Annotated in this window: 12 protein-coding genes; 6 read left to right on the top strand and 6 right to left on the bottom strand. The window is 59.3% G+C overall.

Translation table 11 applies throughout. From position 1 onward, the window contains the following. Positions 1 to 27: 27 nt before the first annotated feature. Positions 28 to 801, bottom strand: coding sequence for a tellurium resistance protein TerC (locus tag IH944_00060; GenBank protein ID MCH7902942.1), 774 nt, complete (start codon positions 799 to 801; stop codon positions 28 to 30). Between the two features lie 75 nt (positions 802 to 876). On the opposite strand from IH944_00060, the gene IH944_00055 reads away from it, so the two are divergent. Continuing rightward, complete coding sequence (locus IH944_00055; protein MCH7902941.1) at positions 877 to 1,152, top strand: hypothetical protein; 276 nt, start codon at positions 877 to 879, stop codon at positions 1,150 to 1,152. Between the two features lie 2 nt (positions 1,153 to 1,154). Here the strand turns inward: IH944_00055 and IH944_00050 are convergent, their stop codons facing one another. Continuing rightward, positions 1,155 to 2,177: a BMP family ABC transporter substrate-binding protein gene (locus IH944_00050; GenBank protein MCH7902940.1), complete on the bottom strand. Its 1,023-nt coding sequence runs from the start codon at positions 2,175 to 2,177 to the stop codon at positions 1,155 to 1,157. 81 nt (positions 2,178 to 2,258) lie between these two features. On the opposite strand from IH944_00050, the gene IH944_00045 reads away from it, so the two are divergent. After that, positions 2,259 to 2,888 (top strand): hypothetical protein, encoded by a 630-nt coding sequence (locus tag IH944_00045; protein ID MCH7902939.1) that lies wholly within the window; start codon positions 2,259 to 2,261, stop codon positions 2,886 to 2,888. Between the two features lie 5 nt (positions 2,889 to 2,893). Here the strand turns inward: IH944_00045 and tkt are convergent, their stop codons facing one another. Beyond that, the gene (gene tkt / locus IH944_00040) at positions 2,894 to 4,879 is read right to left on the bottom strand and encodes a transketolase (protein MCH7902938.1); all 1,986 of its coding nucleotides are present in this window, start codon (positions 4,877 to 4,879) and stop codon (positions 2,894 to 2,896) included. 45 nt (positions 4,880 to 4,924) lie between these two features. Between tkt and IH944_00035 the strand changes: the two genes are divergently transcribed. Further along, entirely contained in the window at positions 4,925 to 7,255 is a 2,331-nt protein-coding gene (locus IH944_00035) for a hypothetical protein (protein ID MCH7902937.1), read from the top strand. On the opposite strand, the gene IH944_00030 is transcribed toward IH944_00035, so the two are convergent. Continuing rightward, complete coding sequence (locus tag IH944_00030) at positions 7,252 to 7,974, bottom strand: D-alanyl-D-alanine carboxypeptidase family protein (GenBank protein MCH7902936.1); 723 nt, start codon at positions 7,972 to 7,974, stop codon at positions 7,252 to 7,254. The two genes, IH944_00035 and IH944_00030, sit on opposite strands and share 4 nt — an antisense overlap. After that, entirely contained in the window at positions 7,971 to 9,071 is a 1,101-nt protein-coding gene (locus IH944_00025; GenBank protein MCH7902935.1) for an SLBB domain-containing protein, read from the bottom strand. The genes IH944_00030 and IH944_00025 overlap by 4 nt, the downstream gene beginning before the upstream one ends. 212 nt (positions 9,072 to 9,283) lie before the next feature. On the opposite strand from IH944_00025, the gene IH944_00020 reads away from it, so the two are divergent. After that, entirely contained in the window at positions 9,284 to 11,041 is a 1,758-nt protein-coding gene (locus tag IH944_00020; GenBank protein MCH7902934.1) for a PQQ-dependent sugar dehydrogenase, read from the top strand. Positions 11,042 to 11,249: 208 nt separating this feature from the next. Here IH944_00020 and IH944_00015 read toward each other — a convergent pair whose 3' ends face one another. Further along, the gene (locus IH944_00015) at positions 11,250 to 12,041 is read right to left on the bottom strand and encodes a PEP-CTERM sorting domain-containing protein (GenBank protein ID MCH7902933.1); all 792 of its coding nucleotides are present in this window, start codon (positions 12,039 to 12,041) and stop codon (positions 11,250 to 11,252) included. A gap of 325 nt (positions 12,042 to 12,366) precedes the next feature. Between IH944_00015 and IH944_00010 the strand changes: the two genes are divergently transcribed. Further along, positions 12,367 to 14,112: a PQQ-dependent sugar dehydrogenase gene (locus tag IH944_00010; GenBank protein ID MCH7902932.1), complete on the top strand. Its 1,746-nt coding sequence runs from the start codon at positions 12,367 to 12,369 to the stop codon at positions 14,110 to 14,112. A gap of 288 nt (positions 14,113 to 14,400) precedes the next feature. Continuing rightward, positions 14,401 to 15,190: PQQ-dependent sugar dehydrogenase (locus IH944_00005; GenBank protein ID MCH7902931.1), on the top strand; the 790-nt coding region annotated here is incomplete at its 3' end.

The raw sequence follows: 15,190 nt of genomic DNA, 5'->3' as shown, positions 1-15,190 counted from the left end.
GGTTCTTATAGAAGCGCCAGAATACCGCTACTCGTCATCTGCCTCGTCGGGCTCCTCGTCAAGGGCGTGCATACTTTCCTCGCGGCCGGCCTTTCCGACCGCGAGGGAGACCCCTCCCACTATGAGAATGCCGAGCACGCCCCAGAAAACAGCAAGCGGCATTTCAGGAATGCGATAAGGCAAGGGAGTGGCGTGAGAAACGTTGTAGCTGGCCATGTAGCTATGTCCCGCAAGAAACGCGAGCTTGACTCCCACCCAGCCGACGAGCAAGTACGCGAGATGATCTAAGAGCGGGTACTTCGCAAGAAGCTTGATGAACACGGTGGCCGCGAACCGGAGCAGTACGACGCCCGCGAACGCTCCAATGAAGACGATCCAAATCTTGTCCGGCCTCGGCTCGGTCGCGACCGCCGCCAGCACGCTGTCGATCGCGAACGCTACATCCGTGATACCCAGAGCAACGACCGTCGCCCAATACCCCCTCCCGGCAGCCCGACCGCCTGACGAGCCACTGCGAACTGACAAGAAGTGCTTGACCAGCAAGTACAAGAGGTACGCCGCACCGATCGCCTGGAGCCACCAGAACGCGATCAACTGTGTCACGAAGAGGATCGCAACACAGCGGAACACGAACGACATCGCCAGCCCCCAGGTCAGCGCCGACCTCTGCTGTCGTGCCGAAGGCAGGTGCCGGCACATAATCGCCAGCACGAGCGCGTTGTCGGCTGAAAGAAGACCCTCAAGTATGATGAGGAAGAAGACTGTGCCGAGGTCTGCGAATTCGAAGGTCAGGCTGCCCATGGGTCGGAGCGGTAACGGCCACCCTGATTCTGCCACAATTCATCTTCGTGGCCAAGACCCGATAATGAGGAAGGAATGCCAACCTACGTTTACGAGTGCAAGAAGTGTGAAACGGTCTTTGAGGCCGAGCAGCGGATGTCCGATGATCCGCTGTCTGACTGCGAGAGTTGCGGCGCGAAGAAATCGCTCCGTCGGTTGATCCAACCGACTGCGATACTGTTCAAGGGATCAGGTTTTTACCACACGGACAACGCACCGGCAAAAAAGGAAGCAAGCGAAAGCTCCGCAGATCCGCCCGCGTCCGGCGGCGACGATGGCGCTTGCAATCCGCCGGCAAAAGAAGACGAGTAGGTCTAGCGCTGCGCGAGGTACTCGGCCTCGGTCGATGGCACGACAATTTCGCCGCTGATGATCATCCGCTTAATATCTTCCAGCAGCTTGATGTTATCTTCGCCGATGTCGCCGCGAGTAAATCGGAACTCTGAAACGCCGACGCCTCCGCTCGCAAGATCGTAGACCTTTTCTCCAGAAGTGAACTCTCCGTTCAGGAAATCCTGAATCGTCTGGAAGACTGCCTTGTCGACGCCCTTGACCATGCTCGTCAGCACGTACCCTTCCTCGACGCCGTCTTGATCGCTGTCGACGCCAATGGCCCACTTCTCGTTCTCCGCCGCAGATCGAATGACCCCCAGACCGGCCCGCCCCGCCGCGTGGTACACGACGTCGGCGCCAGAGGCGTAGAGCACGTTGGCAGCCACCTTCGCTTGATCTACGTCATCCCAACTCCCGATGTACTTGGCGGGCAGGAACTCCACGTCCGGTCTTGCGCGCTCGGCGCCCGCCCGATAGCCGTATTCGAACTTTCGGATCAGCGCGAGCGCTTGACCTCCAACGAAGCCAATCTTGCCGCTCTCGGTCATGAGGCCCGCGAGGAATCCTACTAGATAGCTCCCTTCCTCCTCTTTGAACTTCAGCGACCGCACGTTCGGCAGATCAAGGATGCTGCCGTCAATGATCGCAAACGATACGTTCGGATACTGCGGCGCCACGGTCTTTAGTGCCGTCTGCATATTGATTCCGACCGCGATCACCAGGTCTATGCCTTCTTCAGCCATCAGAATCAGGTTGTCTTCGTACTCGGATTCGCTACCGCTCTCTATGCGCATATCACGGATTGCAAGTTCGCCAACCGCTCGCTCAATCCCGCGCCAAGCAGAGTCGTTGAACGACTTGTCGCCCAACCCGCCAGTGTCAAAGACGATGCCGACGGTCATCACGCCCGTCTTGCCGTCAGAGCCTGGCTTGGTGTCACATCCGAATATGGCTATAGCTGTACAAACCAAAGCCGCAAGGCCCACCCAACCGTATCGCCGCATTCTCAAGTTTTACCCTGCCGGGTACAATCGCGCCTGATCGACAGGCTCAACGCCGGTTGATACAAGAGGTTTTCCAGAGATTTGATCAGTTGCAACCTAACTAAGCCTGAAGCGACTTTCGACCAGATTCGAAAGGAGTACGAGAAGCTCAAGCCGACCGACGTCGCGCTCGTGGCGACTGCGCTGGTGGAGTGCGGCAGGCACGCGCTCTGCATCTTCGACGGCAAGGCGTACAAGTGGCCTCAGGACCAGGCTGACCTGACGCGGCTGCTGATCCGAGACATAGAGGTAGCCAGCAAGGCAACAGAGGAAGAGCCTGTTAAGAAGAAGACGAGAAAAACGACGACCAAGGCTCCAGCTAGGATGACAAAGGCTGCTGCAGCCAAGGCGAAGCTGCTTGAGCAGCCCGCTCTGCGAATGATGATAACGATTCGCCCTGATCAAAAGGTCGGAGAGGCCGTGCTCGGCAAGCGCAAGGAGCTAAAGACCCTGCTCAGCGATATTCTCAAGCAGGGCGTTGAGTTCATGTACTCGCCGACCGATATCGGCTGGCACTGGTCGCTGGAGCGCGTCAACTGGTCAACGCTGAGCGATGGAGAGTTGCAGCGGCACGTCGTGTTCAGCCCAGAGTTTGAGGGAGAAAGCACGGCAGTGGAGCTCGGCCCTGGCGGCAAGAAAAGGGCGCGGGCAAAGCGCAAGCCGAAGACCTAATCTCGTCAACGACCGATCAGCTCAGCCGCCTTTGAAGCGACGGCGTCGGCCGTTATTCCAAACTCCTTGTACAGAGTCGGAGCCGGAGCCGACGCGCCGAACCGGTCGATTCCGACGTGCGCCTGGGCGTACTTGCTCCATCCAAATGTCCTGCCTGCTTCGACCGAAACGGTCGCGACGTCTGGCGGCAGCACCGACCGTCTGTAGTCCGCGTCTTGCCTCTCAAAAAGGTGCCACGAAGGCATGCTGACAACTCGGCAGGCAATCCCTTGCTCAGAGAGGATCGTCGCAGCGTCGACGGCGATCTCGACTTCGCTACCGGTTGCAACGAGAACTGCCTGTGGCCCTCCTTCGCATTCGCGCAGCACGTACGCGCCCCTCTCTGCGGGATGTTGCTCCCCGTCGAAGCTAGGTGAAAGCTGGCGAACGTTCTGCCGCGTCAGGAGAATCGCGCTCGGCGTCGTCGTCGATTCTAGCGCGACCTTCCAGCACGCGGCCGTCTCGTTTCCGTCCGCAGGACGCATCACGTTGAAGTTCGGGATAGCGCGCAGGGACATAACATGTTCGATCGGTTGATGCGTCGGGCCGTCCTCCCCGAGTCCGATCGAATCGTGAGAGAACAGGAAGATCGAAGGGCATTGCATTAGCGCGGCAATACGCAGCGATGGCCGACAGTAGTCGCTGAAGATCAGGAACGTCCCGCCAAACGCAATCGTTCCGCGGTGCAACGTCATTCCGTTAACGATCGCCGCCATCGCGTGCTCTCGCACCCCGTAGCGGACGTTTCTTCCGTCCGGTACTGCCGCTGACATGATCCCGCCGTCCTTGATTTCCGTCTTTACGGATCCAGCTAGGTCGGCACATCCGCCGATCATCGTCGGATGTTCTGCGGCGATTTCGTTGAGGATCTTGCTGCTGCTGTTGCGCGTTGCCTCGGACTCCCTGAAGGTCGGAAGCTCGCCAAGCCAGGCGAAGTTCCGATCGCCCGAAAGGGCGGCCACGAGCTCTTGATGCTCGTTCGGGTGCGCGGAAGCGTAGGCTGAGAGGGCGTCCATCCACGACTCTTGGCTCTTGAGCCCTCGTTCAACGGCGGCCCGGCCGTGCGCAGCGGCCTTTTCCGGCACGAAGAAATCGTCTTCGGGGATATCCAATGCCTGCTTGGTCAGGGCGACCTCCTCGACGCCGAGCGCAGCGCCGTGGGACTTTTCCGAGCCCGCCTTGTTCGGGCTCCCGTATCCGATTGTCGTCTTGCAAATGATGAGGCTCGGCCGTGAGGCTTCGTCCTTCGCTAACGAAATCAACCTATCGACGTCGTCAAGATCGTTGCCGTCGCACCCTTGAACGTGCCAGCCGAGCGCATCGAACTTTCGCGCGACGTCCTCGGTGAACGTCAACTCCGTCGAACCGTCGATCGTGATCTCGTTGTCGTCGTACAGCACGATCAGCTTGCCGAGCTTCTGGTGGCCGGCGAACGAGCACGCCTCTTGCGTGACCCCCTCCATCAAGTCGCCATCGGAGGCAAGAACGTATGTGTAGTGATCGACGATTTGGTGATCAGGTCGGTTGAACCGAGCCGCCAGAAACCGCTCCGCGACCGCCATGCCGACCGCCGTCGAGATGCCTTGCCCCAAGGGGCCGGTAGCCGTCTCCACGCCCGGCGTCAGGTGGTTTTCAGGGTGTCCCGGCGTCTTGCTTCCCCACTGTCGGAAGCTCTTGATTTCCTCCAGGCTGAGATCATATCCGAACAGGTGAAGCAGGCCGTAGAGCAGCATACTGCCATGCCCGGCTGACAGCACGAAGCGATCTCGGTTGAACCAACTCGGGTCGGCGGGGTTGTGCTTGAGATGGCGGTCCCACAGCACGTATGCAAACGGCGCAGCGCCCAAAGGCAGCCCTGGATGCCCGCTATTTGCCTTCTGAACGGCGTCGATCGCTAGACCGCGGAGAGTATTGATGCAAATTTCGTCGAGATCCTTCTCTGTCGACACCACGGTTGGATGCTACCCGGCAGGCGAGGCGGGGTAGCCTCTATGACGATGCTTCAGGCGATTGCCTTGATCCTGGCCCTTTCGCCCGCCTCCCCCGCGAACTGGTCCGTGAACGAGCACGGTACGGTTTTGTGGGACGGCGAACCTTATATGCCGATCGGGCTGCGGATCGCCGGAGATCCAGAATCCGTCCGCGCGGCGCTCGACGCCGGCATTTTGGACCTCATCGTCGAACTGCCTGTCGACGGCTCAGGCTGGGAGTCCACCTTAGAAGTTCTGCACGAGTCCGACGCGAGATTCATGATTGCGATCTCGTCTCTAGCGCCGAGTTCAAGGGGGATAGCTGTTGAGCCGCACGGCTACCGCATTGAGAAACTGCAAGGAATCGTGCACGTCGTCGCCTCTATTCCGGGAGCGATTTCGGCGATAGCCGTGATAGCGGACAACCGCACTAGCGCGATTAGGTTTGCTGGCCGCATTGAAACCCCTGGCGGCCGCATCGACAGAGAGTTCGATACCCAAGTTCTTGTGCCACACGTGCTCCTGCTATATCCGGAGCTGACCAACAGCGGGATACCCGACTTTTGGGAGGGGTTCGATGAGCACCGCGATCAGCTGCTGTTGACGCTGCGGAGAAACGAACTCGGATCGGGATTCCGCGGGATACTCGATCCGTTGGGTCAGGTATCCGTCTTCCCTGCGCCGGACCTCAGCGCCGTACCGACCTCGCCGCTCTTCCATCTAGAGTTGGAGACCTTCCTTGCAAGAAAGTACGGCAGCCCTGTGACCTGTATGCGAGCTTGGAGCATTGGGTCAAACGACATCGAAACGTTCGAGCAGCTCTCACGTCTGATACCGCTCTGGTCGGATACCAGGGGCGTCGAACTACTGTACGATCCCGTGTTCGACAAGGTGTTTGCCAGCAATCGGATCAATTCCCTCGCTTGGAAGGATATCAGAGAGGTCGTTAGATCGACCGCTCTGCGGCGGTATGAGCGCCTCCTTCAGAGCATCAATAGGGAGTTGAACTGCCCCGTCTTTCAGACCTGGAGCGGATGGTCGGGTCCGTACGACAGCGACCGCATCGGACTGACCGGCGTCGGCGTTCGGATCAGAGGAGATTCCCTATATCACGTGATCGACCAGCTCAGCAAGGCGGCTGGCAGTGCGCTCGTACGGCAACAGGTCACAGCGATTTTCGCCACTGACGTCGAGTTGACGACTCAAGGTCGCTTCACTCTCAGCGCAGCGCTGCTCGAGATGAAGAGCATGGGGGTTCGAGGTGCGTTCTTCCGCGCCAAGAGCAAGGAGCAGGTCGCCGTCATTTCGCGGATAGCCCGTAAGCTTCGAGCCGACGTTTCCGACGCGGAGTGGAGCCCCACGCCCCTGTTCTATCCCGAATCAGCAATGAATCCTGCCCGGCCAGGCCGCATCTTCGGCGGGTGGTGGTGGTATCCGGCGCCGGCTGCTGGCGAGCGACTGGACTACGGCAGCCAACTCCTCGGCTACCGATACGCTGGCTCGACCGATTCATACTCGGTGATTTGGGCGAGAGAGGACGGGATGCGCGTCAAGCTCCTGTTCTCTAACACAGAGAACATAGAGTTGACGGCGCTAGATGGACGCAACTTGAGAATCCGAAAGCGCCGGGACAGCATAGAGCTGAACATGCCGTCGATTCCGGTCATCATCCGCAACACATTTGAAATCCCGATCCCACAGGTCAGCTACGAGGAGACCGTGCTGCAGCTCACTGCGCTGTTCTCCAACTTTGAAAACCGGGTTGACCCCACGGGCAGTCGACAGTACGATTTCGTCAGGTTGATCGAGGCGTTCAAGCGAAACCCTAGCGGCGCCTACCCCGGGTTGACTCACCTGCTGCACGAGGCTATACCAAAGGCGGCTCCGTATCTTTGGATCGAAGGTGAGCACTGCCGCGACTACAACTTTAGCGAGCCGCGCCTCATCCCTGGCTGCTCTGGCGACGGCGGCCTGGTGCTGGACACTCGGCTCAGCGGCACCAACAGCTCTTACTACGCCAGGTTTCCGCTCCGAACCAGAACCGAAGGGGAACACGAGTTCTGGATCGCCGCCCGGATTCCAGAATCGGTTCGAGACAAGGTGACCGTCACTATCGGAACCGAAACCTTGCGACTAGACGCCGATCCGGTCAGTTTTTACGGATTGGGATTTGCGTGGTACAAGCTCGGAAGCGCCAACATGCCAAGGGGAACGATCGACGTTGTGCTGCATCTCGACGCTCCGCCGTCCGCCGACCTAGAGCTAGATGTGATCGTCGCCAGTCCTGTCAGGTTTCAGCCCGACGGACCGTGGCCTCCGGTCGGTTTTCTCCTCGCAAGCCCACCACCGAAGGGCTAACCCTCCTTAAAGGGGTTGGCCCGCTTCTTTCGCTCTCGCACCCACAGCTTCTCCTGAGCCGCGAAAAGAGTCTTTGGCAGGTCGACAAGACCGTAACAGCACTCGTCGCGTCCGGTCCGCACCGCCCACGCCGCATCCCCGTAACTGTAGTGCCACCACTCGTCGCGACAGTTCGAAAACCCGGCGTCGATCATCGTATCGTGCAACAGCATCCTGTTCGCCTGCGCCTCGTCGGACAGTCCGAGAGCGAACGTCGGCGCCGATTCAAACCGCTCGAACGGCGATGTCGTGTCGAGCGGCTTGTCGTGCCTGTCCACGAGATTGACGTCGACGGCAGCGCCAGTACAGTGCCCAGGCGGAGTTTTTTGATCGACTGGCGCTACCCAGCGGTTCAGTTTCCGTCGCAGTGCCGGATACGTGAGGTTCGGCTTGACCTCCAACAGGCTTTTGGTCATGAACTCGTAGATCAGCTGTTGTCGCTTTAGCGGCCTCCACGCTTCGGTAACGCTGAGATACACGCCGCGCGGAAGACTTGCCGCAGCGCGCTTCAACATTTGGGCGACGCTCTTCCTGACGTACGGGATCGTGGTCTCGCGAAAAACGCGTACCTTTGGTGCAACCTTTAAGATATTGACCATTGGTTCGCCGTTCTCTCGCTCAGTTACGCGGTTGAGCGCGGCGATCGGCTCAGGTCTGCCACGGGTTCTGTCCCACTTCATTTTGAAAGCAGGAAGTACAGCAGCGCCAGAGTCGCGACCATCCTGACCAGGTCGAGATTCTGCGACCGAAATCCGTCAACCTCTACCCTGTTGCCAGCGTTCAACGTCACGTCGATAGCGGTGCCATTTGCGACCTTTGTCAAGTCGACCAACTCGATGGAGTTGTTCGTCCGAGACCGCACAATTCGAACGGCGGCGGCTTTCGCCTCCGGCCGGAGGCCGCCAGCCGCCTCGATCGCTTGGCTGACCGTCATGCCCGGTCGAAACTCGATAAACCCACCCTTGACGACGGCGCCGATGACCTGCACGTACTCGCGGCGACTCTTGACCTCGACGAACACTCGGTCGCCACCGCGCAGCTCAACGTCCGGTCCGGGCCGACTGAGGTCAAGCGTCCTGCGCGCCTCGCCGTCCCGATCTAGCTTGACAGCCGCCGGTATCGCGAGCGTAGAGAACCCCCCGGCGGCTTGTATCGCCTGCCGCACAGTCATTCCAGGGCTGAGGTCGATCGTTCCAGGCCGCTCGACGCCGCCCAGCACGACGACTTGATCTGGCCGGAGCTTTGCAAGAAACGTGACGACGTCGCCTGGCTTTAGCAGCGGGTTGTTCTCGTTGGTCGCCGGATCGAACCGCGTGTAGTCGACGTACTGCCTCTCCTTGCCGTCGCTGACTATCAGAATGCGCGCAAGGTCTGTCTCCTCAGTCGCTCCCGCGAGCAGAATGACGTCTGAGAGCCGGATGCCGCTCCGAAACGGCATCTCGCCCGTCTTGGTCACCCTTCCCTGATACCGGATAGGCGCTGGATCGTGCTTGATGATCTGAACTGTGACGGTCGCTGATCGGAGAATGCGTTCCTTGATCAGTTGCGTGGCGATCCGCTCCGCCGCCTGACTCTCGGTCAGACCTGCGACCCGCACAGCGCCGAGAAAGTCAACTAGGATCAACCCTTGGCTGTTGACCGAGTACTCCTTGTTGAGCTGCGGCTCCTCTTCGCACAGCAGCCGCAGACGGTCGCCGTTGGCGATCGTTGCCGGCTCTTGGGCAATGACGATAGCGGCAACCAAGGCCGCAAGCATAACGACGGTCAGGCGAAGCATGACTTTCCTCTACAGTACCGGACGCACCGGGGGGCCGGCAAGCATCGACTTTGCCTAGGTTCTTTGGCGTACTGCAGACAGTTCGCGAATCGCCGTAACGACAGAAAGCCGAGCCGATCTCCGCCTCGTAAAGCCCTGGTAATTCTGCCTGGATAGCAATTCTAACGGTTCACAGCCGACGTTAAATGCCCTTTTTCGTGCATTATTCGGTTATGTTGGCGGCAAGACGACATCTTTATCGCTTTACTGCTCCCGACGGATCCCCGTCGAAGCGGTGCCTGGCGTCGCCATGTGCCGTGCTCGCTATGCTCGCGATCAGCGGCTCGGCAACATCGCAGACGACCACGCTGCCCGGCTACTTCGTCGAGACCGTCATCACGGGCCTAAGCCTCCCAACTACGATGGCGTTCGTCGACGACGACGAACTTCTGGTTCTTGAAAAGAACAGTGGCAGAGTCCAGCACTATCTGAACGGGGTGTTTCAGGGGACTGCCATCGATCTAGACGTTTCCACAACATCTGAGAGGGGTCTGTTGGGCATCTGCCTGCACCCCGACTTTGCGGGCAACGGCTTCGTCTATCTTTACTACTCTCTTGCAAGTTTCCAGGGCGGCACGTGGCTGGACAACCGAGTCGAGCGGTTTGTGTGGAACGGCAGCGTCTTGTCGTTTGAATCTATGATCGTGGTCTTCCCGTTCGACCCCGCTCAATCCAACGGACCGAATCACGACGGCGGAATCATCCAGATCGGCCCAGACGACAAGCTGTACGTCATCACCGGAGATCTGAATCGCGGAACCTTCGGCAATCCGCGTATCGAGCAGAACACGCACACGACGACCGTTGCCGGTGTCGGCGGGATCGCGCGCTTGAACCTCGACGGCTCGATCCCAGGCGATAACCCGTTCGTCAGCGAGGGCGATCCAAGGATACGAGCGCTGTTCGCCTACGGCATCCGAAACTCGTTCGGCCTGACGTTCGATCCGCTCACCGGACGCTTGTGGTACACGGAAAACGGCCCGAACGTCTACGACGAGCTGAACATCGCGGAAGCCGGCATGAACTCAGGCTGGCTGAAGATCATGGGGCCGGATTCGCGCAACGCAACTTACAGCAGAAACAACAACACACCGTTCAACGCTGCGGACCTCATCTATCTCCCCGGCGCTTTCTACCAAGATCCGCTCTTCAGTTGGCTGCGGCCGATAGGCGTTACGTCCGTCCGGTTTCTCAGCGGAATCAAGTTTGCTCCAAGCTTCCGCGACTGGGTACTGGTGGGCGACAACAACAACGGCCAACTGTATCTGTTCGAGCCGAACGCAAACCGCGATGGAGTCGAGCCCCGGAATGGCACCGGCGACCGCGTCGCCGATACCACGACGGAGCGGAATCAGTACGTAGTTGGAACCGGCTGGGGCGTCGTTACGGACTTCCAAATCGGGCCAGACGGATACCTCTACATCGTCAGCCTCACTCGGGGCGCGGTGTACCGCATCCGCCCCGTGTTCGATCCGTTCGTGCCAGAGAGCTTTCAGATATTTCGCGGGCTTTTGCTCTCCGGAAACCTCCAGAGCCTCGCAGCCTCCGACGACGACCGGCTCGTAGTCCGCCCGTGGATCGTGATCAACTCCTCCGTGCCGCCCGTCCAGGTCATCGTTGAGGCGACCGCTCCGGTTTCTGCGACCACCGAACTGCGGTTCAAGCTGGAGGCATCGACCGACATCTTCGGCATCAGGCAGTGGATCGAGCTGTTCAATTTCACGACCGGGATGTACGAGGAGGTGGACGTGCGAATGGCGACGACTTCCGACTCAGCGATCGAGCTTACGTTCCTGGCCGGCGCTTCGCGGTTCATCGATCCCGGCACGCGCAAGATGCGTGCGCGGCTCAAGTGGAAGGAGGCCGGGCCGATCATCTCCTATCCCTGGCAAGCGCGCATCGACCAAATCGTCTGGACCGTGCGCGTGTAAGTCAGAAAACTGGTGCCGCAGGGCGGACTTGAACCGCCGACCCTCGCAGTCCGCTCTTCGATCACTGAAGCGACGTATGCACGCTGACGGTACGGCTTCGAATTATCTGGAATTAGAATCAGGGCTACTCTCTTGAACCTGACGACGTGTACTCTCGTCGTACGTAGTGGAACGATTTCAGGCGACCTGCTCTGCGTGATTCAGCTTATCAGGCGGCTATGCGTCGGCGGCGTCTGAGGAGCGCCAGCGCGCCAACGCCGAGAACTGCGAACGTTGTGGGCTCAGGGACTGCGGCGACCTTGTTGGTACTCAAAACGAACGAGTCGCCGTCACCGAGGTTGCGGTTCCACTGATACGCGAAAGTCATGTTGCCGTTCACCGTTTCACCGATGCCGTTGCCTGCGAGAGTGTTGAGGTTATAACCTGCTGTGCCCTCAATGTTCTGGAGAAGGGCTGAAAACGGGCCGATCTCACTGAAATCAGGGAACGGCGTGCCGCCCGTCGTCGCCGCAAAGTCGCCGTCGAACTGCACGATCGTCGAACTGTTCAGTCTCGTGGCAGTATCGTCGGCGGGCGTACCGTTAATGTCATAGTCGTTGTACTGGAACAGTCGCAGGTTAATACCGAAGTTGGTCTCGAATGCAACTTGCTCAGCCAAGCTAGCAGCCGTGCCGTCGCTATTGGCCTGCAGAAAGTAGTTGATCGTCACGGTCAGGTCGCTGTTCGCGTAGACGATCTCTACACCTTGGGTGCCAAACAACGTGTCAGTCGGAGTGCCGATGTCGCTGATGGGCGAAGCCGCCCCACCGTCGCCATCGCGGAAGTACCAGGTGTGCTGGTTCACATGGTTCGCCCCGCCGATCATCTGCCAGTTGACGACCGAAGCAGTGTGTGAGTTGATAACGACCCCGCTACCGTTGTGCGTCAGAAAGATCACGTGTGCGTGCGAGACTGCACAGCCCAGAACTGCCGCAACAACTAATAATCCTCTTCTGCTCAAAGTAAAGCTCACCTCGGTGGATGCGCAACGACGCCGACGAAACCCTACAGTACCGTACAAGAAGGTTGAATATAGGCTGTTACTATTACCAGAATTGGACTATTAAAACCGCCGTTCCGCTGCCTCTACCTCTGCTAGGCCGCAACTCGAACGGCTCGAAGAAAGTCCACTAAGATCAACCCTTGGCTGTTTGCCTAATACTCCTTGCTAAGCTGCGTCGATCCCCCTCGTAAGGCCCTGGTAATTCTGCCGGGATAGCAATTCTAACCGTTCACAGCCGACGTAAAATGCCCATTCTCATGCATTATTCAGTATTATGGCGGCAATGCGACATCTTCATCGCTTTACTGCTCCCGGCAGATCCCCGTCGAAGCGGTGCCTGGCGTCGTCATGCGCCGTGCTCGCTATGCTCGCGATCAGCGGCTCGGCAGCATCGCAAACGTTTACCATCCCCGGATATTTCTTCGAGACCATCATCACGGATCTAAGCCTCCCAACTACGATGGCGTTCGTCGACGACGACGAACTTCTGGTTCTTGAAAAGAACAGTGGCAGAGTCCAGCACTATCTGAACGGGGTGTTTCAGGGGACTGCCATCGACTTGGACGTCTCTCCGACTTCTGAAAGGGGTCTCTTGGGCATATGTCTGCACCCCGACTTCGCGATCACCCCCCTCGTGTATCTTTACTACTCTCTGGCCACTTTCCAGGGCGGCACTTGGCTGGGCAACAGAGTCGATCGGTTTGTGTGGAACGGCAGTACGCTGTCGTTCGAATCCACGATCGTCGTCTTCCCGTTCGATCCTGCGCAAGCCAACGGTCCGTGGCACAACGCCGGCATCATTCAAATCGGACCCGACAACAAGCTCTACGTCATCACCGGAGATCTGCTTCGCGGAACGTTCAGCAACCCGCGAATCGAGCAGAACACCCACACGACGGCAGTTGCCGGCGTTGGCGGCATCGCCCGCCTGAACCTCGACGGCTCGATCCCTGGCGACAACCCGTTCATCGGCGAGGGCGATCCACGGATACGGGCGCTGTTCGCCTACGGCATCCGAAACTCGTTCGGCCTGACTTTCGATCCGCTCACCGGGCGCCTGTGGTACACGGAGAACGGACCGACCGTCTACGACGAGCTGAACATCGCGGAGTCCGGCATGAACTCGGGCTGGCTGAAGATCATGGGGCCGGATTCGCGCGACGCCACATACAGCAGGAACAACTTCACACCGTTTGACGCGGCGGACCTCATCTATCTCCCCGGCGCCTTCTACCAAGATCCGCTCTTCAGTTGGCTGCAGCCGATCGGCGTGACCTCCGTCCGGTTTCTCAGCGGCATCAAGTTTGCGCCAAGCATCCGAAACCACGTCTTGGTGGGCGACGCTAACAACGGCCGCCTGTACCTGTTCGAGCCGAACGCGGCCCGCGACGGGGTCGTGCCGCGAACGGGAACCAGCGACCGCGTCGCCGACAATGCTACGGAGCGCATCCAGTACTCGGTCGGAACAAGCTGGGGAATCGTTACGGACTTCCAAATCGGGCCAGACGGATACCTCTACATCGTCAGCCTCACTCGGGGCGCGGTGTACCGCATCCGCCCTGTGTTCGATCCGTTCGTGCCAGAGAGCTTTCAGATATTTCGCGGGCTTTTGCTCTCCGGAAACCTCCAGAGCCTCGCAGCCTCCGACGACGACCGGCTTGTAGTACGCCCTTGGATAACGCTCAACGCCTCGGCCGCGCCCGTGCAGGTCATCGTTGAGGCGACCGCCCCGGTATCCACAACTACCGAGCTGCGGTTTAAGCTTGAAGCATCGACCGACATCGGAGGCCTCAGGCAGTGGATCGAGCTGTTCAATTTCACCACCGGGATGTACGAGGAGGTGGACGTGCGCCTCGCGACGACGTCCGACTCCGTGATCGAGCTGACGTTCCTGGCTGGCGCTTCGCGGTTCATCGAATCCGGAACGCGCAAGATGCGCGCGCGGCTCAAGTGGAAGGAGGCCGGGCCGATCATCTCCTATCCGTGGCAAGCGCGCATCGACCAGATCGTCTGGACCGTGCGCGTGTAAGTCAGAAAAAATGGTGCCGCAGGGCGGACTTGAACCGCAGACCCTCGCATTCTGCTCTTCGATCACTGAAGCGACGTATGCACGCTGACGGAACGGCTACGAATTACCTCGAACCAAACTCGATTCTACTCTCTTGAACCTGACGATCTGTACTCTCGTGGTACGTCGTGAAACGATTTCACGTGACGCCGATCCCCCTCGTGAAGCCCAGGTAATTCTGCCAGGATGGCACTTTTAACAGTTCGAAGCCGACGCAACAGGCACTTTCTCGTGCATCATTTAGTTGTGATGGCGGCGATGCGACACCTTCAGCCCCGGGCGGCTTCCGATGGATCCCGGTCGAAGCGGTGCCTGGCGTCGCCATGCGCCGTGCTCGCGCTCCTCGCGATCAGCGGCTCGGCAGCATCGCAAACGTTTACCCTCCCCGGATATTTCGTCGAGACCATCATCACGGATCTAAGCCTCCCAACTACGATGGCGTTCGTCGATGACGATGAACTGCTCGTTCTCGAAAAGAACACCGGCAGGGTGCAGCACTATCTGGACGGGGTGTTTCAGGGGACTGCCATCGACTTGGACGTCTCTCCGACCGGTGAAAGAGGCCTCTTGGGCATCTGTCTGCACCCTGATTTTGCGATCACCCCCCTCGTGTATCTTTACTACTCTCGGGCCACTTTCCAGGGCGGCACGTGGCTGGATAACCGAGTTGAGCGGTTCGTGTGGAACGGAAGCACGCTGACGTTCGAATCCACGATCGTCGTCTTCCCGTTTGACCCTGCCCAAGCCAACACAGTGAATCACGACGGCGGAATCATCCAGATAGGTCCGGACGAAAAGCTCTACGTCATCACGGGAGACCTGGGTCGCGGAACCTTCGGCGACCCGCGAATCGAGCAGAACACCCACTCGACCGCAGTTGCCGGCGTCGGCGGGATCGCCCGCCTGAACCTAGACGGCTCGATCCCTGGCGACAACCCGTTCATCGGCGAGGGCGATCCACGGATACGGGCGCTGTTCGCCTACGGCATCCGAAACTCGTTCGGCCTGACTTTCGATCCGCTCACCGGGCGCCTGTGGT

It is taken from the genome of Armatimonadota bacterium (assembly GCA_022563855.1).
Classification (GTDB): Bacteria; Armatimonadota; Fimbriimonadia; order Fimbriimonadales; family Fimbriimonadaceae; genus JADFMN01.
The sequence above is the reverse complement of the archived record's forward strand: the minus strand, read 5'-3'. Positions and strand labels throughout refer to the sequence as shown.